This is a genomic window from Nonomuraea sp. NPDC002799, assembly GCF_053592075.1.
In genome coordinates, this window is record NZ_JBSFVA010000010.1 from 225,089 (window position 1) to 248,252 (window position 23,164).

General features: G+C 70.8%; 22 protein-coding genes. 5 read left to right on the forward strand and 17 right to left on the reverse strand.

Going from position 1 to position 23,164, the window contains the following annotated elements; all coding sequences use genetic code 11:
* Positions 1-109: 109 nt before the first annotated feature.
* Positions 110-1,834, forward strand: coding sequence for an ABC transporter ATP-binding protein (locus ACWD0F_RS20710; RefSeq protein ID WP_449877696.1), 1,725 nt, complete (start codon positions 110-112; stop codon positions 1,832-1,834).
* Entirely contained in the window at positions 1,831-3,663 is a 1,833-nt protein-coding gene (locus ACWD0F_RS20715) for an ABC transporter ATP-binding protein (protein WP_449877698.1), read from the forward strand. The genes ACWD0F_RS20710 and ACWD0F_RS20715 overlap by 4 nt, the downstream gene beginning before the upstream one ends.
* A gap of 8 nt (positions 3,664-3,671) precedes the next feature.
* Here the strand turns inward: ACWD0F_RS20715 and ACWD0F_RS20720 are convergent, their stop codons facing one another.
* From ACWD0F_RS20720 to ACWD0F_RS20760, 9 genes are all read right to left on the reverse strand, one after another.
* Complete coding sequence (locus ACWD0F_RS20720) at positions 3,672-4,094, reverse strand: hypothetical protein (protein WP_449877700.1); 423 nt, start codon at positions 4,092-4,094, stop codon at positions 3,672-3,674.
* A 110-nt stretch (positions 4,095-4,204) separates the two neighbouring features.
* Positions 4,205-4,519, reverse strand: a complete 315-nt coding sequence (locus ACWD0F_RS20725; RefSeq protein WP_449877702.1) for a hypothetical protein — start codon at positions 4,517-4,519, stop codon at positions 4,205-4,207.
* Between the two features lie 58 nt (positions 4,520-4,577).
* Positions 4,578-4,913, reverse strand: a complete 336-nt coding sequence (locus ACWD0F_RS20730) for a DUF202 domain-containing protein (protein ID WP_449877704.1) — start codon at positions 4,911-4,913, stop codon at positions 4,578-4,580.
* Positions 4,914-4,916: 3 nt separating this feature from the next.
* Complete coding sequence (locus tag ACWD0F_RS20735) at positions 4,917-5,243, reverse strand: YidH family protein (protein WP_449877706.1); 327 nt, start codon at positions 5,241-5,243, stop codon at positions 4,917-4,919.
* A 49-nt stretch (positions 5,244-5,292) separates the two neighbouring features.
* Positions 5,293-5,496 carry a hypothetical protein gene (locus ACWD0F_RS20740; protein WP_449877708.1) on the reverse strand — a complete coding sequence of 68 codons (204 nt, stop codon included), beginning with the start codon at positions 5,494-5,496 and terminating at the stop codon, positions 5,293-5,295.
* Positions 5,497-5,498: 2 nt separating this feature from the next.
* Positions 5,499-8,033 (reverse strand): WXG100-like domain-containing protein, encoded by a 2,535-nt coding sequence (locus ACWD0F_RS20745; protein WP_449877710.1) that lies wholly within the window; start codon positions 8,031-8,033, stop codon positions 5,499-5,501.
* A 6-nt stretch (positions 8,034-8,039) separates the two neighbouring features.
* Positions 8,040-8,360: a hypothetical protein gene (locus tag ACWD0F_RS20750; RefSeq protein WP_449877712.1), complete on the reverse strand. Its 321-nt coding sequence runs from the start codon at positions 8,358-8,360 to the stop codon at positions 8,040-8,042.
* Positions 8,357-8,731, reverse strand: coding sequence for a YbaB/EbfC family nucleoid-associated protein (locus ACWD0F_RS20755; protein WP_449877714.1), 375 nt, complete (start codon positions 8,729-8,731; stop codon positions 8,357-8,359). The genes ACWD0F_RS20750 and ACWD0F_RS20755 overlap by 4 nt, the downstream gene beginning before the upstream one ends.
* 86 nt (positions 8,732-8,817) lie before the next feature.
* Positions 8,818-9,204 carry a hypothetical protein gene (locus tag ACWD0F_RS20760; protein WP_449877716.1) on the reverse strand — a complete coding sequence of 129 codons (387 nt, stop codon included), beginning with the start codon at positions 9,202-9,204 and terminating at the stop codon, positions 8,818-8,820.
* A gap of 244 nt (positions 9,205-9,448) precedes the next feature.
* Here ACWD0F_RS20760 and bla point away from each other — a divergent pair, with 244 nt between their 5' ends.
* Complete coding sequence (bla, locus tag ACWD0F_RS20765; RefSeq protein ID WP_449877718.1) at positions 9,449-10,372, forward strand: class A beta-lactamase; 924 nt, start codon at positions 9,449-9,451, stop codon at positions 10,370-10,372.
* Positions 10,373-10,386: 14 nt separating this feature from the next.
* On the forward strand, positions 10,387-12,636 hold the full coding sequence (locus ACWD0F_RS20770) for a transglycosylase domain-containing protein (protein WP_449877720.1): 2,250 nt from the start codon (positions 10,387-10,389) through the stop codon (positions 12,634-12,636).
* Between the two features lie 39 nt (positions 12,637-12,675).
* On the opposite strand, the gene ACWD0F_RS20775 is transcribed toward ACWD0F_RS20770, so the two are convergent.
* From ACWD0F_RS20775 to ACWD0F_RS20800, 6 genes are read right to left on the reverse strand one after another with little or no spacing between them, the layout of a single operon-like run.
* Entirely contained in the window at positions 12,676-13,965 is a 1,290-nt protein-coding gene (locus ACWD0F_RS20775) for an ABC transporter substrate-binding protein (RefSeq protein ID WP_449877722.1), read from the reverse strand.
* Positions 13,966-13,978: 13 nt separating this feature from the next.
* Entirely contained in the window at positions 13,979-15,145 is a 1,167-nt protein-coding gene (locus ACWD0F_RS20780) for a branched-chain amino acid ABC transporter permease (protein WP_449877724.1), read from the reverse strand.
* A complete protein-coding gene (locus tag ACWD0F_RS20785) occupies positions 15,142-16,029 on the reverse strand; it encodes a branched-chain amino acid ABC transporter permease (protein WP_449877726.1) in 888 nt (295 codons plus the stop codon). The genes ACWD0F_RS20780 and ACWD0F_RS20785 overlap by 4 nt, the downstream gene beginning before the upstream one ends.
* Positions 16,026-17,852, reverse strand: a complete 1,827-nt coding sequence (locus ACWD0F_RS20790; RefSeq protein WP_449877728.1) for an AMP-dependent synthetase/ligase — start codon at positions 17,850-17,852, stop codon at positions 16,026-16,028. Before ACWD0F_RS20790 ends, ACWD0F_RS20785 begins: the two co-directional genes overlap by 4 nt.
* Entirely contained in the window at positions 17,849-18,613 is a 765-nt protein-coding gene (locus ACWD0F_RS20795) for an ABC transporter ATP-binding protein (RefSeq protein ID WP_449877730.1), read from the reverse strand. The genes ACWD0F_RS20790 and ACWD0F_RS20795 overlap by 4 nt, the downstream gene beginning before the upstream one ends.
* On the reverse strand, positions 18,601-19,362 hold the full coding sequence (locus tag ACWD0F_RS20800; RefSeq protein WP_449877732.1) for an ABC transporter ATP-binding protein: 762 nt from the start codon (positions 19,360-19,362) through the stop codon (positions 18,601-18,603). Before ACWD0F_RS20800 ends, ACWD0F_RS20795 begins: the two co-directional genes overlap by 13 nt.
* A gap of 125 nt (positions 19,363-19,487) precedes the next feature.
* On the opposite strand from ACWD0F_RS20800, the gene ACWD0F_RS20805 reads away from it, so the two are divergent.
* The gene (locus ACWD0F_RS20805; protein WP_449877734.1) at positions 19,488-19,745 is read left to right on the forward strand and encodes a UBP-type zinc finger domain-containing protein; all 258 of its coding nucleotides are present in this window, start codon (positions 19,488-19,490) and stop codon (positions 19,743-19,745) included.
* Positions 19,746-19,852: 107 nt separating this feature from the next.
* Here the strand turns inward: ACWD0F_RS20805 and ACWD0F_RS20810 are convergent, their stop codons facing one another.
* On the reverse strand, positions 19,853-21,466 hold the full coding sequence (locus ACWD0F_RS20810; protein WP_449877736.1) for a Na+/H+ antiporter: 1,614 nt from the start codon (positions 21,464-21,466) through the stop codon (positions 19,853-19,855).
* Positions 21,467-21,731: 265 nt separating this feature from the next.
* The gene (locus ACWD0F_RS20815) at positions 21,732-23,078 is read right to left on the reverse strand and encodes a hypothetical protein (protein ID WP_449877738.1); all 1,347 of its coding nucleotides are present in this window, start codon (positions 23,076-23,078) and stop codon (positions 21,732-21,734) included.
* Positions 23,079-23,164: the final 86 nt, after the last annotated feature.

The following is a 23,164-nucleotide window of genomic DNA, read 5'->3' on the forward strand; positions in this document are numbered from 1 at the left end:
CCCTGGGGCCACAGAAAATGGGTTGATCGACCGTATTAGCCTAGAAGGGATGCCTCCCGATACGCACACACCTCGCCGTTCCCTGCTCTCATCCAACTCCCTGTGGCGGATGAAGTCCTACCTCCGCCCCTACGTCTTACGGCTGATCTTCATCTGGCTGTCCGCCATCGTCGGCATCGCCGCCGGCATCGTGCTGCCCCTGATCAGTCAGGGGATCATCGACGGCCCCATCGCCCACGGCGACACCGGCTCGCTGCTCCCGCTCGGGCTGCTCGCGGTCGGCGTCGGCGTCGTCGAGGCGCTGCTGATCTTCCTGCGGCGCTGGGCCCAGGTCCGGCCGGTGCTCGGCCTGGAGACCGCCATCCGCGACGACCTCTACGAGCACCTGCAGCGCCTGCCCATGGGCTTCCACGGCGACTGGCAGTCCGGGCAGCTCTTGTCCCGGGCGACGACCGACCTGTCCACGATCCGCCGTTTCCTCGGCTTCGGCATGCTCTTCCTGGTCATGAACATCCTGCAGATGATCACGGTGACCGTGCTGCTGCTCAACTGGTACTGGCCCCTCGGGCTGCTGGTGCTGGCCTCGGCCGTACCGATCGTGTGGGTCTCGCTGCGCTTCGAGAAGCGCTACATCAAGATCTCGCGCCAGGTCCAGGACGAGCAGGGCGACCTCGCCACGCTCGTCGAGGAGTCCGCGATCGGCATCCGCACGATCAAGGCGTTCGGCCGCCGGCACCACGTCTACGACCGCTACGACGAGGCCGCGCGCAAGGTGTTCGGCACGTCGATGGACAAGGTGCGCCTGTCCGGCCGGTTCTTCGCCTTCCTGGAGGCGATCCCCAACATCACGCTGGCCCTGGTGCTCCTGCTCGGCGCGCTGGCGGTCGGCACCGGTGAGCTGACCCTGGGCGCGCTGGTCGCGTTCACCACGCTGATGCTCCAGCTCATCTGGCCGATCGCGAGCATGGGTTACATCCTGGCCATGGCCCAGGAGGCGATGACCTCCGCCGACCGCGTCATGGAGGTCATGGACACCGTCCCCGCCATCGAGGGCGGCACCCACACCGTCGCCAGGCCGCGGGGCCACCTGCGCTTCGAGGGCGTCGGGTTCCGCTTCGCCGACTCCGAGGAGCCGGTGCTGCACGACGTCTGGCTGGACGTCCGGCCGGGCGAGACCGTGGCCATCGTGGGCGCGACCGGCTCCGGCAAGACCACGCTGACCTCGCTGGTGCCCCGGCTGGTCGATCCCACCGAGGGCCGGGTCACCATTGACGGGACCGACGTGCGCGAGCTGACGCTGCCCGCCCTGCGCTCGGTGGTGGCCACCGCCTTCGAGGAGCCGACGCTGTTCTCGATGAGCGTGCGCGAGAACCTCACGCTCGGCCGGACCGACGCCACCGACGAGGAGCTGGCCGCCGCGATCCAGACCGCGCAGGCCATGTTCGTCTACGACCTGCCGTGGGGCCTCGACACCCGCATCGGCGAGCAGGGGCTGTCCCTGTCCGGCGGTCAGCGGCAGCGGCTCGCTCTGGCGCGGGCCGTGCTGAGCAACCCGCGCATCCTGGTGCTCGACGACACGCTGTCCGCGCTCGACGTGGAGACCGAGGCGCTGGTGGAGGAGGCGCTGCGGCACGTGCTGCGCGACGCCACCGGCATCGTGGTCGCCCACCGCGCCTCCACCGTGCTGCTGGCCGACAAGGTGGCGCTGCTGCGCGGCGGCACGATCACGCACGTCGGCCTGCACCACGAGCTGCTGGCGCGGGTGCCCGAATACCGCGAGCTGCTCGCCCAGGACGCCGACTTCGACGACGCCCCGGAAGGAGCGCTGCGATGACCACGACCACCACGTCGTCCTGGCGGGGTGTCGCCTCCGAGGATCAGGACGAGCTGCCGGAGAAGGTCTCCGTCCTGCTGCGGGAGCGCTCCCGCAGGCTGCTCGGGACGCTGCTGCGGCCGTACCGGAAGAAGATCGCGCTGCTCGTCGCGATCATCGTGGTCTCCAACGCGGCCGGCCTGTCGATCCCCTACCTGGTCACGGTCGGCATCGACTTCGGCATCCCGCCCATCCGGCGCGGCTCGGGGGCCGAGGTCCTGCTCACCGTGGTCGGGGTCGTCCTGGCCGCGGCCGTCACGCAGGCGCTCACGCGGCAGGCGTTCCTGCGGCTGTCCGGCAGGATCGGCCAGAGCATCCTGCTGGAGCTGCGCAGGAGGGTGTTCGACCACTTCCAGCGGCTGTCGCTGAGTTTCCACGAGAACTACACCTCCGGCCGGGTCATCTCGCGGCTGACCTCGGACATCGAGGCCATCGCCGAGCTGCTCCAGTCGGGGTTCGACGCGCTGGTCAAGGCCGTGCTGACCATGGTGGGCACGGCGGTGCTGCTGCTGGTGCTGGATGTGCACCTGGGGCTGGTGGCGCTGCTGCCGCTGCCGCTGCTGTTCCTGTTCACCACGTGGTTCCGGCGGCAGTCGTCGATCGTCTACCGGCGTACGCGGGAGACCGTGGCGCTGGTGATCGTGCACTTCGTGGAGTCGATGACCGGCATCCGCGCCGTGCAGGCCTTCCGCCGCCAGCCGCGCAACCAGGAGATCTTCCAGCAGCTCAACGACGACTACCGGGGCGCGAACGCGCGCAGCATGCAGCTCGGCGCGGTGTTCATGACCGGCATCAAGCTGATCGGCAACCTGACGATCGGCGGGGTGCTGCTCTACGGCGGCTGGCTGGCGCTGCACGGACAGGTCACGGTCGGCGTGCTGACCGGGTTCCTGCTCTACCTGCGCCAGTTCTACGAGCCGATGCAGGAGGTCAGCCAGTTCTACAACACGCTCCAGTCGGCGGGCGCCGCGCTGGAGAAGTTGTCGGGCGTGCTGGAGGAGGAGCCCGGCGTGCCGGAGCCGCGCGAGCCGCGGGCGCTGCCCCAGGGCAGGGCGCGCGGCAAGGTGCGCTTCGAGGGCGTGCGCTTCGCCTACGTCGAGGAGATGCCGATCCTGCCGCACCTGGACCTGACGGTCCCGGCCGGGCAGAGTGTGGCGCTGGTCGGCGCGACGGGAGCGGGCAAGACCACGCTGGCCAAGCTGATCTCCCGGTTCTACGACCCGACCGAGGGGCGGGTGCTGCTCGACGGCGTCGATCTGCGCACGCTGGACGAGGCCACGCTACGCCAGGCCGTGGTCATGGTGACGCAGGAGAACTTCCTGTTCAGCGGCACGGTCGCGGACAACATCAGGTTCGGCCGGCCGGACGCCACCGATCACGACATCCGCGAGGCGGCCAAGGCGATCGGCGCGCACGAGTTCGTCGCGGGCCTGCCCGACGGCTACGACACCGAGGTGGGCAAGCGGGGCGGCCGGATGTCCGCCGGTCAGCGGCAGCTCGTGGCGTTCGCCCGGGCGTTCCTGGCCGATCCCGCGGTGCTCATCCTGGACGAGGCCACCTCCAGCCTCGACGTCCCGAGCGAGCGGCTGGTGCAGCGCGCGCTGCGGACGATCCTCGCCGACCGGACGGCCCTGATCATCGCGCACCGGCTGTCGACGGTGGAGATCGCCGACCGGGTGCTGGTGATGGAGCGCGGAGAGATCGTCGAGGACGGGTCGCCGGCCCGCCTCATCGCCGCCTCCGGGCGCTACGCCGGGCTGCACCAGGCGTGGCTGGACAGCCTGAGTTAACGGAGTCGCTAGTGGTGCGGGTGCGCCGCGGCCACGAGGTTGACGTACAGCTCGTAGGCCACGAACGCGGCCAGCGGCACGCCCAAGGCGACCAGCAGGCGGCCGGGCAGGTGGGTCCGCTGCGCGGGCACCCTGTCCGGCTCGATCACCGGCACGAACAGCGGCGCCGCCACCACCTCGGGCTCGGCCAGGAGCTCGGGGTGGCGGGCCAGGTAACCGGCGGGGAAGGAGGTCACGCGGTAGCCGCCGCAGAGCGGGCAGCACGCGCCCGTCCAGGGCGGCGGCACGGTCACCCCCGCTCTCAGCCAGAGCACCACCTGGTTGCCGTGGTTGTCGGACAGTCGCCGGACGACGAAGTCCTCCTCCCAGACATAGAGGCAACGAAGACACTCGAAAGGCCACGCCTCATGGGTGTCGAACCCGTCGGGCACTTGGACCACCCCCGGCTACGGATCGCCGTTCGATTCGAGTGTCCGTCTAGTCACATACCCCGGCAAGGCGGCCCTTGTGACACTGTTAGCTAGGAAATGCTCACCAAGTGTCAGGTTAGGCGGCCGTACAGCGATTTCCGCACGGGACTGAGCAGCGGTGTGGCGTCGGGCCCGGCCGGCTCGGCGGGCGGGATCAGCTCCGGATGACGGGCCAGATAGCCGTCCGGGAACGTGGTGGCCTGCTGGCAGCCGCAGTGCGGGCAGATGATGCCCGCCGCGGGCGGCGGCACGGGCAGACCGCCCTGCAACCAGACCTCCCGCTCGTTGCCGTGACGGTCGTCGACCCGCCTGACCAGGTATTCCTCTTCCCAGACATGCCAGCAGTTGCGGCACTCGAAGGGCACGGTCCTGTGTTCCTCCACCATTGAGGTTCACCCCCTTACTCTGAGTGTCCGCCCACTGCTCCGGATCCCGCAACCCATCTCATCGCACGGTGAACACAAAGGTGAAGGCACCCGCGACCACGCCGAGGGTGCCGATCCAGGCGATCAGCACGTCCAGTCCCGGGCTGAGCGGCGTGCCGCCGTGCAGCGCCGCCTGCACGCGGCGGAAACGCGCGCCCGTCCTGATGAGCAGCGCCCCGCCGCAGAGCGCGGCCAGCGCGAAGACGAGGACGGCGAGCGCCGGCAGGCCGTGCCTGGCCGACAACCCCGCCGCGCCGAGCCCGCCGGTCGCCAGGGCCACGGCGGTGCGCACCCAGGCCAGCCGAGTGCGCTCGCTCTGCAGCCCCCGGTCCCAGATCTCCTCCGCACCGGCCATGGCTCAGGCCGACAGGATGATGAGGACCAGGGCGATCACCGCCACGGCGGCCACCCCGTAGCCGAAGACGGCCGCGAGCGCGGGCGGCGGCAGCGGCGCCTGCCGGCGCAGGGCGCGCTGGATGTTGCGCCAGCGCGGGTAGGCCATGCCCGCGGCCAGCGCGGAGAGTGTGACGAGGATGACGGCCATCGCGGTGCGGATCCACGGCACGAACACGTCGGCCGGGACCGCCGCCATGGCCACACCGCCCGCGCTGAGCGCCAACGCCGTGCTCAGCCAGGTGAGGAAGGTGCGTTCGTTGGCCAACGTGAAGCGCGGGTCGGGTTCCATAGGAAAAACGGTAATTCGCCCCTATTTCCCCTAGAGATGCCGGGATTGCCTAACCGACGGGGACGAACTCCACGTAACCGTTGGTCCAGCCCGTGTACCACTCGTAGGTCTCCGCGACGCTCAGCTCCCGGTAGAACATCGTCTGCTCGAACATCTGGCGCAGTTCCTCCGTACTGGCGACGACCTCGCCCGCCGGGGTCAGCTCGATCGTGCCGAGGATTCTGCCGGTTCGGGCCTCTCTCATCTGCAGCACGCTCACTCCTCCTCGAAGATTGACCTGGTTCCCCTGGCGTTCTTGGCGATCTCCGACCACCGTTCCCAGACCCCGTTGAACCAGTCGGGACGGCCCAGACCCTCAAAGTACGGCCGCGCGGACTGGATCTGGGCGCTGAGCCGCGCCACGTCCGCGCGGGTCAGGGCGTTCGGGATGAACGCGAAGTCTACGGGGATGATCCCGTTCCACTTCCTGGAGACCCAGTGATCGGCGAACGGGCTGTTCGTCACATGGGCCATTCTGCCCCTTGCGCTGAGGGGAAGCTCGGTGAAGGCCGCCGACATGTCGATGCCCCACGGCTCGCCGTGCTCGTCCATGACGATGTTCCGAAAGTTCGCGTCCGCGTCGATGTCGAGGACGTGGAGGAGGCCGAGCAGCTTGGCCGCCAGGCCCGACGGCGGCGTCATCCCTATCATCACCATGCCCGTGCCGACGTACGGCATCACGACCGTGGTGTCGTCGACCCGGTAGATCGGAGGCACGTTGGCGCCGAGCCGCTCGCCGAGGATCGAGCCGGCCACCTCGGCGTCGGCCTCCTTCTTGGTCTTGACCTCCTTGAGCACCCACTCGCCGCCGTCGAAATCGAAGATGCGGACCCGGCGCGCGGAGACGCCGCCGCCGAGCGGCACGCCGCTGTTCTCGCCCAGCCGCGCGACGGCGTCCATGAGCCCGGGCGGGGGCGGCCGGTGAGCCGGATGCGGCGGGGCCTGCACGTCCGGCGCACCGTGGTGGCCACCGTACGAACCCGCGGCGTCGTGCAGCGCGGCGGGAGCGGCGTCGTGCCGCGCGGCGGGAGCGGCGTCGTGCAGCGCGGCGGGAGCGGCGTCGTGCAGCGCGGCGGGAGCGTCGGCGGCGGGCCGGCCGGTCAGGACAAGGGTCGGCTGGTCGGGCGGGCGGTTGATGAGCTGGTCGATGCGGTTGCGCGGAGCGGCCGGGCCCGTTCCGGCGTGCTCGGAAGAGGGGCGGGTGCCCGATCCCTCCAGCTCGGAGGTCGGGCGCGTGGCGTCCGGGCCCGAGGTGGTGTGGGCGTCCGGGGCCTGAGCCGCACGCGGACCCGGCCCTGCCGCGTCGGCCGGGTTGGAGACCGCGTAGTCGAGGCGCGGGTCGCGGACGGGGAGGCGAGGATCGGGGGCCGCGTAGTCGAGGCGCGGGTCGCGGACCGAGGGCGCGGCGTCCCTGGGACGGGTGGTCTGCCCGCCGTCCTCCCGCCGCACGGCGGGGTCTGACCTGTGCGCGTCCTCTGTCCGGCCCGAGCCGTCCGACCTGTGGGCGCTCTCCGGCCTACCGCCACCCTCGGGCCGGCCCCCGCTCTCGGGTCGGCGCGTGCCTTCCGGCCGGGACGATCCCTCCGGCCGGGACGTGTGCTCCGGTCTGGACGTGCCTTCCGGGCGAGGCCCGCTCTCAGCGCCTCTCAGCCGCGGGGTTTCCAGCGAGATGTGACCCTGGCCGGCGGGCGGCTCCGGCCTGGGGTCGGTGCGGAGGTGAAGGGTGCCGTCGGATCGTACGGACGGATCCCCCGCCCGCGGCGGCGCGCTCGCCAGGCTGGTGTCCGGCCCCTCAGCCCGGGGGCCGGCACCGTGCGGATCACGGGGCGGGTGTGCCGCGCTCGCCGGGTCCGGTGGCGGGGCCGTGGGATCGCCCCGCAGCCCCGGACCGGGCGCGCCCGGCTCCGCGTGCCGGGCGGCCCCGGGATTCCAGCTCGCCCAGTGCGCGTCCGCGCCGCCCAGCCCTCCGGCCGACGTGCCCTTCGCGACCGCCGTCCAGTCGATCGGCTGCCCGCTCAGCAGCTGGGTGGCGAGCGTGGCCCCACCGCCCGCGACTGCGGAGTGCCCCATGAGCGCCAGGATCGACTTGGGCGGCAGCAGTCCCGTGGTCACGGTCAGCAGAGCGCCGGTGAGGGCGCCGGACAGCGCCGCCCATCCCGCCTGCTCCCAGTCGATCTCGTCACGCCGGGACTGGGTCGCCTGCACATAGAGGTCCATCCCGCCCATCAGCAGCGAGAAGAATCCGATGTTGAACAGCAGCCTCTTAGCCAGCTGCCGGATCGTCTTCCTGGTCACCTGCGCCCGGGCGCCCGCCGCCGCCCACGCCACCCCCGACGCGGGCGACAACATCGCCCACAGCAGCCAGAGGAGCTGCACGATCAGCAGCAGCACCGAGAGCTTGATCATCCGCTTGGTGTACTGAAGCTGCACGCCCAGGTCGTTGCAGGCCAGCGCCAACCCCGCCAGGCGCTTGAGCAGCTCCTCCCGGCGACCGCCGGTGCCGTGCTCCACCCGCTTCAGGAAGCTCCGGAGCGCCTCCCCGTCCCAGTCGCCGCGCTCGGATCCGGCGGCCGCTCCCCCGGCGAGCCGCCCATCACCGGTGACCCCCTCGCTGATCCGGCGGAAGGCCAGCGCCAGGTCGTCGGCCAGCTGGAACAGCGCCGTCTCGTCCCCCTCCGGCCAGTCCATGCCGACCGCCCACCCGATCCAGGGCCGTACGGCCTCGTGGATCGGCACCCCGTCGAGCCACACCGGCGATCAGTCCTGCCCCGGCTTCTGGTAGTGCGGATCGTCCACGTCCTCGTAGCGGGCCGCACTGGTGCGCAGCCCGGTGTGCAGGCCGTCCAGCTCCTCGATGTAATCCTCGAACGCGTCGAAAATCTGGCTCTTGAGCTGGGGGTAGTGCTTCTCCAGCTCGGCGCCGTACTGGTCGTGCCCCATCGGCCGGCCCGCCGCCGCGAAGGCCTCCCGCACGTCGTCGCGGACCTCCTCGACGAAGGCCGCCTCGTCCGCGGCCTGGCCACCGCGCCGGCGGATCTCGCTCGGGGCGGCGACGTAGCCCTCCCCCGGCCCGATCACGGCTGCGGCTTCGGGAAGAAGGCCTCCAAGCTCACGTCCTCGCCGAAGATGTCGTCGTACGGCAGCCCGCCCGGCAGCATGGGCTCCACCAGTGTGCGCATCCGGTCCGACACCTCGCTCGTCGCCTTGCCGATCTGATCCATGATGGCGTCGGCGAGATGGGAGGGCGTCAGCTTGCGGTAGACCCGCGGATCGAGCGTGATGGCCCGCACCTGACCGTGCAGGCCGACGGTCACCGCCACCATCCCGTCGGCGGATCGGGCGGTGTGGCTCAGCTCGCTCAGCTCACCATAGGCCTCGCGTAACCGGGCCGAGGCCTGCTCGAATTCTCCCGCCACCTCATGGAAGGCGGCATCGAACCCATCCTGCACGGCACACTCCCTAAACAGCGACTGCCACTGCTGTCACGAAGAAGATAGTCGAATCAGCGCAGAAATGGATCTTTTTGCTCGGTGGCTCAACTGCAGGCCTTGGCCACCTGCTCCAGGTAGGCGGCGCTGTCGGTGGCGACCTTCTGGGCGGCGTCCACGGCGTCGCCGGCGTCCTTGACGGTGAGGCCGCTCAGCGTCGCGGCCAGGTTGTCGGTGGCCTCCTTGAGCGTGGTGTTGGAGGCCTTGTCGGCCAGGGTGCCGAGCTCGGCCGCGGTGTCGTCGAGTGCCTTGTCCATGGCGGCGGGATCGTTGGTCAGCTTGCTGATCTGCGCGCCGAGGTCGGCGACGATCTTGGGCGCCTCCAGGCACGCCTGGGCCTTGTCGATGGTCTGGTTGACCTCACCGCAACCGGCGGCGAAGACGCAGACGGCGAAGACGGCGAGGGGCAGGAACCGGCTCTTGGTCAGACGCATGCCTCGACCCTACCCAAGCGATCGCCCGCGCGACGTGACCGAACCTTTGCGATCGCCGGGCATCGTGGCCATGCCGTGCCGGCACGCGGGTGGGCTGATGATCGCGGGACTGCTCGTGTTGATGCGCCGGCCTGCGGTGATGCGGTAATGGATATCGGTCCGTTGGCAATATCGCTATTAGACATCAGCTGATCGCATCTGGTTTGCTCCTGCCTTCTGACGGACGACAGGCAAGGACGTGCACATGCGACAGGGCCGCCTCATGGCAGCGACCGCGATGACGATCTCCCTTCTGACGGGGGGCACGATCGCGGCGGGCCCGGTCTCCGCGACGGCCGAGACGGTGCGGGCACCCTCGGGACAGGCTCGGGTCACGAAGGAGCTGCGCGAGCTGGAGGCCACGATCAAGGGGCACATCGGCGCGTTCGCGATCGACACCGCGACGGGGAAGACGGTCGGGTACCGGTCGGGGCAGCGTTTCCCGCTGCTGTCCACGTTCAAGGCGATGGCCTGCGCGGCGGTGCTGCACAAGGCCCGCACCTCCGCGCCCGGCCTGATGGACAAGGTCGTGACGTGGACGCAGGCCGAGGTGAAGGAGAACTCCCCCGTCACCAAGGACCACGTCAAGGACGGGCTGACCGTCGCGCAGCTCTGCGAGGCGGCGATCACCGTGAGCGACAACACGGCGGGCAACATGGTGCTGAAGCAGATCGGCGGGCCCGCCGGCCTGACCCGCTACTTCCGCACGCTGAAGGACCCGGTCTCCCGGCTCGACCGCTGGGAGACCGAGCTCAACGACTGGACCCCCAAGGAGCGGCGTGACACCACCACGCCCGCGTTCCTGGGCCGCGACCTGCGCGCCGTGACGGTGGGCGACGCGCTGGGCGCCAAGGACCGCGAGCGGCTGATCGGCTGGATGCTGGCGAGCCAGACCGGCGGCTCCCGCATCCGCGCCGGCCTGCCCAAGACCTGGACCGTCGGCGACAAGTCGGGCAGCAACCTCACCGCCGGGCTCGCCAACGACGTCGCCGTGGTCTGGCCCGCCAAGTCGGCGGCCCCGATCATCATGGCGGTCTACACCACCCGCACGACCTCGGACACCGCCGCGAGCGAGAAGGCCATCGCCGGCACCGCCACCATCCTGGCACGCGGGCTCGGCCGGCTCTGATGGCACGTCGGGGGATGAAGATCGTACGCCTGGCCGTCGCGGGGGCGGCGGCGGGCGTGCTCACGGCGGGGATCGTCTTCCCCGCCGTGGGGGGCGCGGGGTTCGGGCTCATGGCGGCGGCGAGCGAGGTGGGCCTGGAACCGGCCGACCTGGTCGAGCCGCCGCCGGCCGAGGTCACGATCGTGCAGGACCGCGACGGCAAGGAGATCGCCCGGTTCTACGAGGAGTACCGCCAGGTCGTGGGCTTGGCCGAGATCTCCGAGATCATGAAGACGGCGATCGTGGCGATCGAGGACTACCGGTTCTACGAGCACGGCGCGATCGACATCGAGGGCACCGTGCGCGCGCTGGCCAAGAACCTGCGGGCGGGCAAGGTCAGCCAGGGCGGATCGAGCATCACCCAGCAGTACGTCAAGCAGGTGCTGCTCAACGCGGCCGGCAGCGACGAGGAGCGGGACGCGGCGCTGGAGGCCAGCTACGCGCGCAAGCTCAACGAGTTGCGGTACGCCATGGGGGTCGAGGAGAAGTACACCAAGGACCAGATTCTTGAGAAATATCTGAATATCGCGTACTTCGGCGCGGGCGCCTACGGCGTGGAGGCGGCGGCCAAGCGCTTCTTCGGCGTCACGGCCGGGAAGCTCACCCTGGCGCAGGCCGCCACCCTGGCCGGCGCCGTGCAGGACCCGAACGCCACCGACCCCAACCTGGGCGCGAAGCAGCGCGAGCGGCTGCGCGGCCGCCGTGACATCGTCCTGAACCGGATGGCCGAGCTGGGCCGGATCACCCCGGACCAGGCGGAGCGGGCCAAGGCCGCCAAGCTCGGCTACAAGGGGACGAAGATCCCCGGAGGCTGCGAAGCCAGCAGCCATCCCTACTTCTGCCTGTACGTACGCCAGGAGATCCTCGGCAACCCCGCCTTCGGCCGTACGGCCAAGGCCCGGCTGGCGATGCTCAACCGCGGCGGCCTGACGATCAGGACCACGATCGACCCCGCCATGCAGGCCGCGGCCGACCGGGCGATCGGGCGGTGGGTGCACGCCTCCGACGGGCCGGCCGCGGCCGAGGCCCTGGTCCACCCGGGCACCGGCGCGATCAAGGCCATGGCGGCCAGCAGGACCTACGGCTCGAACGCGGCCAGGAACGAGATCTCCTACAACCTGGCCGCCGACGCCGCGCACGGCGGCGGGACCGGCTTCCAGGCGGGCTCCACGTTCAAGACGTTCACCCTGATCAGCGCGTTGAAGCAGGGCATGAAGGTGGACGACGGGTTCGACGTCGGGGCCGGTTACCGGGCGCCGGGCTACGCGACGTTCAAGAACTGCGCGAACGAGAACGTCGGCGACCCGGCCCACACCGTCACCAACGACGAGGGCACTCCCGGCTGGAAGACGTTGCGGACCGGCACCTGGGGGTCGGTGAACACGTTCTTCATGGAGCTGGAGCGGCGGGTCGGGCTCTGTTCCACCGTCGAGACGGCCATGTCGCTGGGCATCCGCCGCTCGGACGGGAAGAAGTTGCGGGAGTTCGAGACGTTCACGCTCGGCATCAACGAGATGGACCCGGTGACGGTGGCCGCCGCCTATGCCGCCATCGCCGCCCGGGGACGCTACTGCGCGCCGATGGCGATCACCCGGATCGTCGACCGGAACGGCAAGGCCACCCGTTACCAGCCCCAATGCCGCCAGGCGCTCGACGAAGGGGTGGCGGACGCGGCGGCGCACGTGTTGTCGGGGGTGTTCACCAAGGGCACGATGCGCGACGTCGGCGGCATCGGGCGCCCGGCGGCCGGTAAGACGGGCACCACGGACGACTACGCGACGGCGTGGTTCGCCGGGTTCACGCCGAATCTGGCCGCCGCGGTGAGTCTCGGGGATCCGCGCGGTGCTCAGAAGCACAAGCTGACCGGGGTGACCATCGGCGGGCGCTACTACGGGCTGGTGGCCGGGGCGAGCATTCCGGGGCCGATCTGGAAGGAGACGATGACGGCCGCGCTGGCGGGCAGCCCGGCGCCGTCGTTCGCGCCGCTCGACTCCTCGCGGTTCGGGGGCTGCGGCGAGAACTGCCGGCCCGCGCCGCGGGAGAGCGCCGAGCCGGACGGCGATCGGCCGGACACCGGCTTCGGCGCTGCTGAGGACACGTCCCCGGACACCGGCTTCGGCGCTGCTGAGGACACGTCCCCGGACACCGGCTTCGGCGCTGCTGAGGACACGTCCCCGGACACCGGCGTCGGCGCTGCTGACGACACGTCCCCGGACGTTCCGTGAGCGGCGAGATGTCGTTCGCGCCGCTCACGGAGTGCCTGGTCAGAGCTTGGCGAAGCAGGGGCCGTCGAACGTGTACCCCTGGGCGGTGGGCCCGGTGAAGAGGTCCTTGACGATGGCGACGCCCGTGGGCGCCTTGTCGTCGACCTTGTTGATCAGGCTCTGCCGGAACACCGCCGCGCTCGTGGCCTGCGCGAAGTTACCCGCCTCCGGCGGCAACATCCCCTCGTAGTCCACGGTCGACAGCGTCTTGACCGCCGCGAGCAGGCCGGCCCGGCTCACGTCGCCGCCGGCCACCATCTTGTCCAGGGCGGCCTTCATCGGATACGCCCACGCCCATCCGGAGGTGTAGCCGTCGTTCGGCGTCACCCCGGGCAGCGCCGCGCGCATCGCCTGGTGGCCGGGCGTGTCGGCGCCCCACGGCTTGCCGGGGGCCGACTGCTCGTACAGGGCCCGCAGCGCCGGCGCGGCCGGGGACTTCAGCAGGGCCGGGTTCCAGGTGGGGCCGGTGCCGATGAAGCGCCCCTTGTAGCCGGCCGCCGCCGCCTGCCCGACGATCGTGGCGGCGTCGGCCGGTCCGGTGGTGAGGATGACCAGGTCGGGCTTCTTCGAGGTGATCTCCGTGATGGCCCGGCCCTGCTCGGTCGCGCCCGAGGGCGTCTCGACGTTGGTGAACGTCAGGCCGTTCTTCGCCGCGGCCTCCTTGGCTCCGGCTGCGGCGTCCGCGCCGTAGTCGCCCGCCAGGTGCACGGCCATGACGCTCTTCGGCTTGTACGTCTCCACGGCGTAGTCGACGGAGTTCATCGCCTCCGCGCAGTAGTTGGTCCCGGTCTCGATCATCACGTCCTCGAACTCCCAGGCCGAGGTCCAGGAGGCGGGGGCCGCGACGATGTTGCCGGCCTTGAGGTCGCCGAGGATGGCCGCGGTCGTGGGCGAGCCGAGCGTCTGGGCCAGCGCGAGCACCTGGTCCTTGATCTCGTTGTAGACCTGCCGGTGCACCTCCGGGTTGTACTTGTTGTCCTTGACGTACTTGGTGACGTCCACCTCGTACTTGCCGCCGACGCCGCCGGCCTTGTTGACCCGGGCCCAGAACGCCTTCTGGGCCTCGGTGATCGGCACCGCGAGCGCGGCGAAGGGGCCGGAGGTGAGGTCGGAGATCGTGCCGAGATAGATGCAGCCCTTCTTGGTGTCGACCGCGGCGGGGCAGGGCTCGGTGGTGACACCTGGAGCCTGGGCGCCGCCCTTGCTGCCCTCGTCGTCCCCCCGGAAGACGCCGCACGCGGACAGAAGGGCCACCATGGCGACGAACCCCGCCAAAGAGCGACTCTTCATCAAAAATCCCTTCCTAGTACGAGAAAGGCCAGGACTTCCAGTAGTTGCGCACCCGAACCCAGAGGCCGAACAGCCCCCGCGGCTCGAAGATGAGGAACACCACGATCAGCAGGCCGTACAGCACGGTCTCGACCTGGAACACGTTCGGCGTCTGCGTGGTGTCCCCGCTGATGAACGGCACCAGCGCCGGCAACGACCGGGTCACCGGCTGCAGCAGCGAGATGAACAGCGCCCCGGCGATCGCCCCGGACACGGTGGCCACGCCGCCGATCAGCACCATCGCGATGAACTGCACCGACAGCAGCAGGTTGAACGACCCCGGCTCGACGTACCCCGAGATCGTGTAGAGCAGCCCGCCCGCGCACCCCGCGTAGAACGAGGAGATGCCGAACGCGAGCACCTTGTACCGGGTCAGCGGCACCCCGATGACCTCGGCCGCGATGTCCCTGTCACGGATGGCGGCGAAGGCCCGGCCGACGCGCGAGCGTGCCAGGTTGCGCGCCGCCACGGCGAAGACGATCAGCAGCACGAGCATCAGCGCGTAGAGCGTCTGCTCCTTGGTGCCGAAGGGCCCGTCCTGATCGAGGCGGACACCGAACAGGTGCGGGACCGCCGCCTCCCGGCCCACCCCGGGGCCGCCGGTCAGCTCCTTCCACTCCTTGAAGACGTGCTCGCCCAGGAAGACCAGGCCGAGCGTGACGACGGCCAGGTAGAGGCCGCGCAGCCGGCTCGCCAGCGGCGCCACCAGCACCCCGGCCGCCGCGGCGACGAGCCCGGCCGCGGGCAGCCAGATCCAGATCTCGGCGATCCCGTAGCCGAGGTTCTCGCCGGAGACCGGGCCGGACAGGGCGGCGGCGGTGTAGGCGCCGATGGCGACGAAGAAGGCGTGGCCGAGCGAGACCTGGCCCGCGTAGCCGGTGACGATGTTGAGCCCGATGGCGCCGATGGCCAGTACGTACGCGCCGGCCAGCACCTCCAGCGACCGGTCCTGCAGCAGCACCGCCAGCCCGAACGCCAGCACCACCAGCAGCCCCGTCCACACCCGTTTGGCCCGGGTGTCGAGCAGCGCCATGTCCTGGGCGTAGGAGGTGTAGAGCAGCGGCCGGCCGCGCACCCTCCGAGACCGGCCGGTCGGTATGCCGGGGGCGGCCGGAGCCGCCGCCTCGCGCGTGTCGGTCATACCCGCTCGACCTCCCGGGTCCCGAACAGCCCGTACGGCCTGACCAGCAACACGATCAGCATCACCACGTACGGCGACACGACCGCGAAGTTCTGCCCCAGCCAGGGCGCGACCTGCCCCTGGTAGGACTGGAACAGCGACTCCACCACCCCCACCACGAGCCCGCCCGCCACGGCGCCGCCGAGCGAGTCGAGCCCGCCCACGATGATGGCCGGCAGCGCCTTCAGCGCGATCACCCAGGTCATCTGCTCGATGCCCTGCCCGGTGCCGACGAACATCCCGGCGATGGCGGCCAGGAACCCGGCCAGCCCCCACGACAGCGCGAAGACAGCCCCCACCGAGACCCCCTGGGCCAGCGCGATCTCCTGGTCGAAGGCCGCCGCGCGCATCGCGAGCCCGTATCGGGTGTAGCGGAAGAAGGCGAACAGCAGCGCGACCAGCACGGCGGTGACCAGCATCATGGCCAGCCAGCGCGACTGCACGACCAGCGGGCCGAGCGAGACCTGGGTGAACCCCCACGGGTCCCCGACCTGGCGCACGTCGCGGCCGATGAAGCCGTTCACCACCACGCGCACGACCACGTCGATGCCGAGCGTGATGATCGCCACGACGAAGACGGGCCGGCCCACCATCGGCCTGATCGCCACCCGCTCGATGCCGAGCGCCACGCCGGCGATGAGCAGCGCCGCCAGCAACACGGCGGAGTAGAAGCCGGTCACCTCGGCCAGGTAGCTGACCGCCACGGCCCCGGCCAGCATCAGCGCGGGCTGGGCGAAGCTGATCACCCGCGTGGCCTTGTAGATGATCACGAATCCGAGCGCGAGCAGCGCGTAGACCGAGCCGTTGCCCAGACCTCTGATGACGGATTCGAGCAGCCCCTTCACCGGGCGTACATCCCTTCGACCAGGTCCTCGAAGAGCTTGGCTATCGCGGCGCGCTTGACCTTCTGGGTGGCGGTCAGCTCGCCGTCCTCGTGGTCGAGCTCCTTCGGCAGGAACGTGAACCGCCTGACCTGCTCGACCCGCGCGAACCGGGTGTTCACCTCGGTCACGATCCCCTGGACCAGCTCCCGCGTTTCCGGCTTCTCCGACAAATCGCGATAAGTCGTGTATGCCAGGCCGTGCCGCCGCGCCCACTCCCCCACCGTGTCCGGCTCGATGCCGATGAGGGCCACCAGGTACGGCCGCTGGTCGCCGAGCACGACGGCCTCCTTCAGGTACGGGGACGCCTTGAGCGCGTTCTCGATCTCGCTGGGCGCGATGTTCTTGCCGCCGGCCGTGATGATGATGTCCTTCATCCGGTCGGTGATCCGCAGGTGCGTGCCGACGAACTCGCCCACGTCGCCGGTGTGCAGCCAGCCGTCCTCGTCCAGCACGTCGGCCGTGGCGCGCGGGTTGCCCCAGTAGCCGGTGAAGTTCCCCGGATGCCGGGTCATGATCTCGCCGGTGGCGTCGTCGACCTTCAGCTCGATGCCGGGGTGCGGCTCGCCGACGGTGCCGAGGCGTACCCGGCCGGGGCGGTTGGCGGTGGCGATGGCGGTGTTCTCGCTCATGCCGTACACCTCGTGCATGGGCACGCCGATCCCCATGTAGAACTTGAGCACGGCGGGCGCGATCGGCGCGGCCCCGGAGGCGGCGTAGCGCACCCGCCGCATCCCCAGCCGCTCGCGCAGCGAGCGGTAGCAGAACACCCATCCCAGCCCGTACGCCAGCCGCGTCCCCGCCGTGTGCCTGCCGCCCGTGCGCACCAGCTCGTCGCCCACCCGGTCCGCCACCCGCAACCAGAACCGGGTGATCACCCGCTTGAGCGGCGAGGCCGACTCCAGCCTGATGTCCACCTGGGCGAGCACCTTCTCCCAGATCCGCGGCACCCCGAACAGGATCGTCGGCTGCACCTCGCGCAGGTTGGCCTGGACGGTGTCGATGGACTCGGCGAAGTTCACCTGCACGCCGGCCGCCGCGTTGAACCAGACGGTGAACGCCCGCTCGGCGACGTGGCACAGCGGCAGGTAGGACAGGGCGAGGTCGCGTTCGGAGGGCGGCGGGGAGGTGAATCCGCCGCCCACGGCGAGCGTGGCGACGGCGAACTCGACGTTGCCCACGGTCAGCATGACGCCCTTGGGCGGCCCCGTGGTGCCGGAGGTGTAGATGAGCGTCATCACGTCGGACGCACGGGCGGCGGCCATCCGCTCGGCCACGGCGCCGGGGTGCCCGGCCCGGTGCCCGGCCCCGAGGGCGAGCAGCTCCGGCCACGACATCAGGACGTCGTCGTCGTAGCGTCCCCGGATGCCTCGCGGCTCCAGGTAGACGATGCGCCGCAGGCCGGGGCACTCGCCGAGGACCTTGAGCGCCTTGTCGACCTGCTCCTGGTCCTCGGCGAGCAGGATCGTGGCGCCGGAGTCGGCGAGCAGGTAGGCGACCTCGGCGGGCGGGTTCGTCGGGTAGAGGCCGACGGTGACGCCCCTGACGGCGACGGTGCCGAGGTCGGCGAAGAGCCACTCGGGGCGGTTCTCGGAGTGCACGGCGATCCGGTCGCCGGGCGCCACGCCGAGCGCGAGCAGGGCGTGCGCGAACAGCTCGACCTGCGTCCAGTACGCCGCCCAGGTGACCTCCTGCCAGATGCCGAGATCCTTGTGCCGCAGGGCGACGGCCCCCGGCGTGCTCGTCGCGCGGTCGCGCACCCTGGTGACGATGGTCTCGGCGGTCATGCGGTCCCTCCCAGGTACGCCTCGATCACCTTGGGGTCCCGTTGCACCTCGGCCGGGCTGCCGAGGGCGACCGGGCGGCCGAAGTCGAGCACGAGCACCCGGTCGGCCAGGTCCATGACCAGCCCCATGTCGTGGTCCACGAGCACCACGGGGATGCCCAGCTCGTCACGGATGTCCAGCACGTACCTGGCCATGTCCTCGGTCTCCTCCAGGTTCATGCCGGCCACGGGCTCGTCCAGCAGGAGCAGCCGCGGCTCCATGGCCAGCGCCCGCCCCAGCTCGACGCGCTTCTGGATCCCGTACGGGAGCAGCCGCACGGGGTGACGCCGCCAGGCCTCCAGTTCGAGGAAGTCGATGAGGTCCTCGATCCGGGCGCGGGCGGCCAGCTCGGCGCGCCTGGCGCGGCCGTACCACAGGAGCGCCGCCGCGGCGCCGTAGCGGAAGTGGTGGTGGCGGCCGAGCATGAGGTTGTCCAGGACGGTCAGGTTGTGGAACAGCTCGACGTTCTGGAACGTCCTGGCCAGGCCCATCGCGGCGATCTCGTGCGGCCGCCTGGCCAGCAGGTCCGCGCCCAGGAACGTGACCCGCCCGCGGTCGGGCCGGTAGACGCCCGACAGCACGTTGAAGATCGAGGTCTTGCCCGCCCCGTTCGGCCCGATGATCGCCAGCAGCTCCGCCTGGCGGACCTCGAACGAGACCCCGTCGACGGCCTTGACGCCGGCGAAGCTCAGGTGCACGTCCTCGAACGTCAGGAGAGCCATCGTTTCCTCCGCTTGTAGTGCTTGACCTCGCGGAAGGACCGGACGGCCCCCAGGTAGAACTCCTTGATGTCCTCGTCGGCGAGCAACTCCCCCGACGGCTTGTCCATGACGATCTTGCCGGTCTCCATCACGTAGCCGTGGGAGGCGATGGACAGGGCCATGGTGGCGTTCTGCTCGACCAGCAGGACCGTGGTGCCCTGGCGGTTGATCTCGACGATGAGGTCGCGCACCTGCCCGACCAGCGACGGCGCCAGGCCCAGGCTGGGCTCGTCGAGCAGCAGGTACTTCGGGCCCGCCATGAGGGCGCGGCCGACGGCCAGCATCTGCTGCTCGCCGCCCGACAGGTAGCCCGACACGCTCTTGCGGCGCTCGCGCAGCAGGGGGAAGAGGCCGTAGACGCGGTCCAGGTGCGACACGCCCGAGGTGTGGCCGCCGACCCTGAGATTCTCCTCCACGGTGAGCTCGGCCAGGATGCGGCGGCCCTCCATCACCTGGCTCACGCCACGGCGGACGATCTGGGCGGGTTTGAGGTGGTGGATGGGCTCGCCTTCGAGCGTGACGACGCCCTTGGTGATCTCGCCGTCGTGCACGTCCAGCAGCCCCGACAGGGCCCGCAACAACGTGCTCTTGCCCGCGCCGTTCGCGCCGAGCAGCGCGACGATCGCTCCTGGCGGGACGCTGAGGCTCACGCCGCGCAGCACGAGCATCACGTCGTCGTACACGACCTCGAGGTTGCGTACCTCAAGCACGCTCGGCTCCGTGGGATTGTGTGGCCTATGTCACTCCCCTGATGAGCACAATGTCCACGTTCGCCCGGCAGCCGACAAGAGGGTGGCCGAAATCGGGTCGACTCTGTGCCCCTAGGATTTCCCTCATGGCAATGTGCGAGCATCTTTCCCAGGCGGGCGACCCGGCCCCGAAGACGCCCGAGGGCTGCGAGGAGTGCCTGGCGGCCGGGGGCCGGTGGGTGCACCTGCGGCGGTGCCTGGAGTGCGGGCACATCGGGTGTTGCGACTCCTCGCCGGGCAAGCACGCCACCCAGCACTTCCACACCAGCTCCCATCCGGTGATCCAGTCCTACGAGCCGGGCGAGGACTGGCGATGGTGCTTCACGGACAGCGCGATGGGCTGACGGCCCCGGCCCGCTCGCGCGACGCCCGCGCCTGACGTTCCAGGGCGCGGCGTTTCCAGGGCTGGCGTTCCCGGGCGCGGCGTTTCCAGGGCCTCGCGTTCCCGGGCCTAGCGTTCCAGGATGGCCTCCTCGAAGTCGAGCTGGGCCATCACCTCGCGCAGGACCTCGTCGTCGAGGCGGCGCTCGTCGCGCAGGCGGACGAACACCTGGCGTTCGGCCTCCAGCATGTCGCGGCGCAACCGGCGGTAGAGGGCGCTCGGGGTCTCAGTGCCACCCGCTCCCGTGCCGCCGCCGAGGCGTTCCCAGGCGGTCAGCGAGCGCCGCCACGACTTCTCCCTGAGCTGGTCGATGACCTGCTTCTGGATCTCGTCCGGCTCGCCGTCCTGCTCCAGCACCAGCCGCTCCAGCTCGGCCAGGCCCGCCTCCAGCGCCGCCTGCTGGGCCGCGGCCTCGGCGAGGCGGTCTTCGTACTGCTCCTGCTCGCTCGACACCCGCAGCCGCCTGATCAGCGCGGGGAACGTGGTGCCCTGGATGAGCAGCGTGCCGATCACGGTGGTGAACGTCAGGAAGAGCACCATGGCGCGATCGCGCTCGGGGATCCCCGGCGGGATGGCGAACGCCGCCGCCAGCGACACCACGCCGCGCATGCCCGCCCAGCCGAGTATCACCGTCTGCGCACGGGTCGGCTGCCCCTCGCCCCTTCGCAGCAGGCGGATCAGCGACGTGACGGTGAACACCCAGGCGAACCTGCTGGCGATCGTCACCCCGAGCACCGCGGCCGCGTAGCCGGCCACCTGCCACGGGCTGTAGCCGGTGATGCCCTCGATCACGGTGACGAGTTGCAGGCCGATCAGCAGGAACACGATGGATTCGAGGAAGAAGTCGGTGACCTTCCACACCGCGTCGGACACCAGCCGGGTGCCGAACCCGCGCAGATGCATGCGATTGCCCAGATAGAGGCCGACGATCACCACCGCGATGACGCCGGAGGCGTGCACCGACTCGGCCCCGAACAGGCCGGAGACGTGCACGGACTCGGCGATGAGATAGGCGGCGAACGGGATCAGCAACATCAGCGTGTTCTCGACCAGCGAGTCGCGCGTGCGCTCGAAGATCCACGCGAACACGAACGCCAGCGCCAGCCCGACCGCCACGCCGCCCACGGTGGCGAATAAGAACTGGCCGACGCTGTCGAGCAGGCTCACGGTGCCGCCCACGGCCGCGCCGATGGCCACGCGGTAGGCCGTCAGCGCCGTGGCGTCGTTGAACAGGCTCTCGCCGATGAGGATCGTCAGCGACGTGCGCGGCAGGCCGAGCCGCCGGCCGACCGCGACGGCGGCCACGGCGTCGGGCGGGGCGATGATGGCGCCGAGCGCGAACGCCAGCGCGAGCGGGAGATCGGGCAGCAGCAGGTGGACGACCAGGCCCACGACGGCGGTGGTGAAGAGCACCAGGCCGATCGAGAGCAGCCCGACGGCCCGTTTGACGTCACGAAGCCGCAGGTAGGAGCTGTCGAGGGCGGCGGAGTAGAGCAGCGGCGGCAGGAACACGAACAGCACCAGGTCCGGCTGGAGCGGCACGGCCGGGACCAGCGGCGAGACCAGCAGCCCGGCGGCCACCAGCAGCAGCGGGGCCGGCCAGCCCTTGCGCCGCGCGATGGCCGCCACCCCGATCGCGCCACCGGCCACCAGCAGCAACTGCAGGCCCATGGTCGGATTCACCGACGTTCCTCCCCCCGCCCGGCCCGATCACCCCGGCGTCATCGGCTCAGGGGACGTGGGACGCCCGATCACCGCGACGCGCCGGGCCTCGCGGATCCGCGCTGCCCGGCTGCCCAGCCCGCTCGGCGGCCGGGCCGGCCGTGCTCCGGTCGTCTCGGCGCGCTCGTGCGTCTGGATCCATCATCTCCGAACACGATTGTCCCCGCTGTGCTTCCCGGCACGGGCATCTCGCGCCGGATGTGCCCGCCGTGCCGGCGGCGGGCGGTCACCACTCCCGGCGGTCGCTCCTGTCGTGGTAGTCCGGCTGGTCGGGGCGGAGACGTTCACCGGTGGAGAACATGGGGTCACCGACATAGGGGCGGGACAGGTCGTCGGAGCCCTGCGGCGGATACTGCTCCTGCCGGCCGAGGGCCAGCAGCGGGTCCACGGGGTTGGGCGGGCTCTGATAGCCCTGGTAGTGGTCCGGGCCGGGTTGCCGCTGGGGTGGTTGCTGAGGGGTCTGCGGCGCCGAGAGCCGCCGGCCCGCGCCCGGGATGCCGTGCATGGGGGTGCCGAGACCGGCCGTGCTCGGTGCCTGCTGCTGGAGCTGCGGCGGCTGCTGGTAGGCGTCGGCCTGCTGGTAGCCGTCCTGCTGCTGGTAGCCGTCCTGCTGGTAACTGTCGGCGCGCCTGCCGTAGGAGGCATCGGGCTGGTACTGCGGGTAGGGGTCGGGCGCCGGAGCGGGCGCCGGGTAGGGCTCCGCGGCCTGGGACGGGAAGCCGAGCGGGTCGGTGCTGAGCGGCGGCTGCCGGCGCTGGTCACCGCCGGGGAACTGGTAGACGGGCTCGTTCTCGCCGACGACGTACTGAGGGCCGGTGAAGGGGTCGGGCTGGGCGTAGTGCGGGCCGCTCAGCGGGTCACCGGCGTACTTCGGGCCGCCCAGCGGGTCACCGCCGTACTGCTGCGGGCCGCTCAAGGGGTCGCCACCGTACTGCTGCGGGCCGCTCAGGGGATCGCCGCCGTACTGGGGACCACTCAGGGGATCGCCGCCGTACTGCTGCGGGCCGCTCAGCGGATCGCCCGCGTACTGCGGGCCGCTGAAGGGGTGCGGGCCACTGACGGGGTCGCCGGCGTATCTCGGCTGCGGCGCGGTCGACTCCACGTACTGGGGGCCGGTGAAGGGCACCCGGTCGCCGTAGGCCGCGCCGGCGTCCCTGGGAGCGGCCGAGTCGCCGTACGAGGCCACCAGCTTGTCCTGGTGCGCCGGGGGCGCGCCCCTGGCGACGAGGACGTCGTTGGGCGACAGGGCGGCGGCCGCGGGCCGCTCGTCCGGTTGCGGAGTGTGCTGGGCAGGCCGGTGGTACTGGCCGGTGCCCGGGATGACCTCGGTGCCGAGATCCGGCGCGGACACCGCGGGTTGCTCGTCCGATGCGTCGGCGAACCCGCCGTCGAGGGTGTCGAGCAGCCTGCCGACGTCCTCCATCGGCATGCGGAAGCTCGCTGTGCACATCTCGCCCCGCCACAGGCTGAGCACCAGCGTGCCCTCATGCCACGTGACGCGGAGACAGCGCTCCTGACCTCGTGCATCGAAGAAGACTTCGCCGAACGACGGCAACGGGACAACTTCCGACATGGCAGACATACTGCTTTAACCAGCCTTTATTCGTCCACTCAACCCCGGAAAACCCTACACAACCGTTCTTTCCACCTACACCCGGA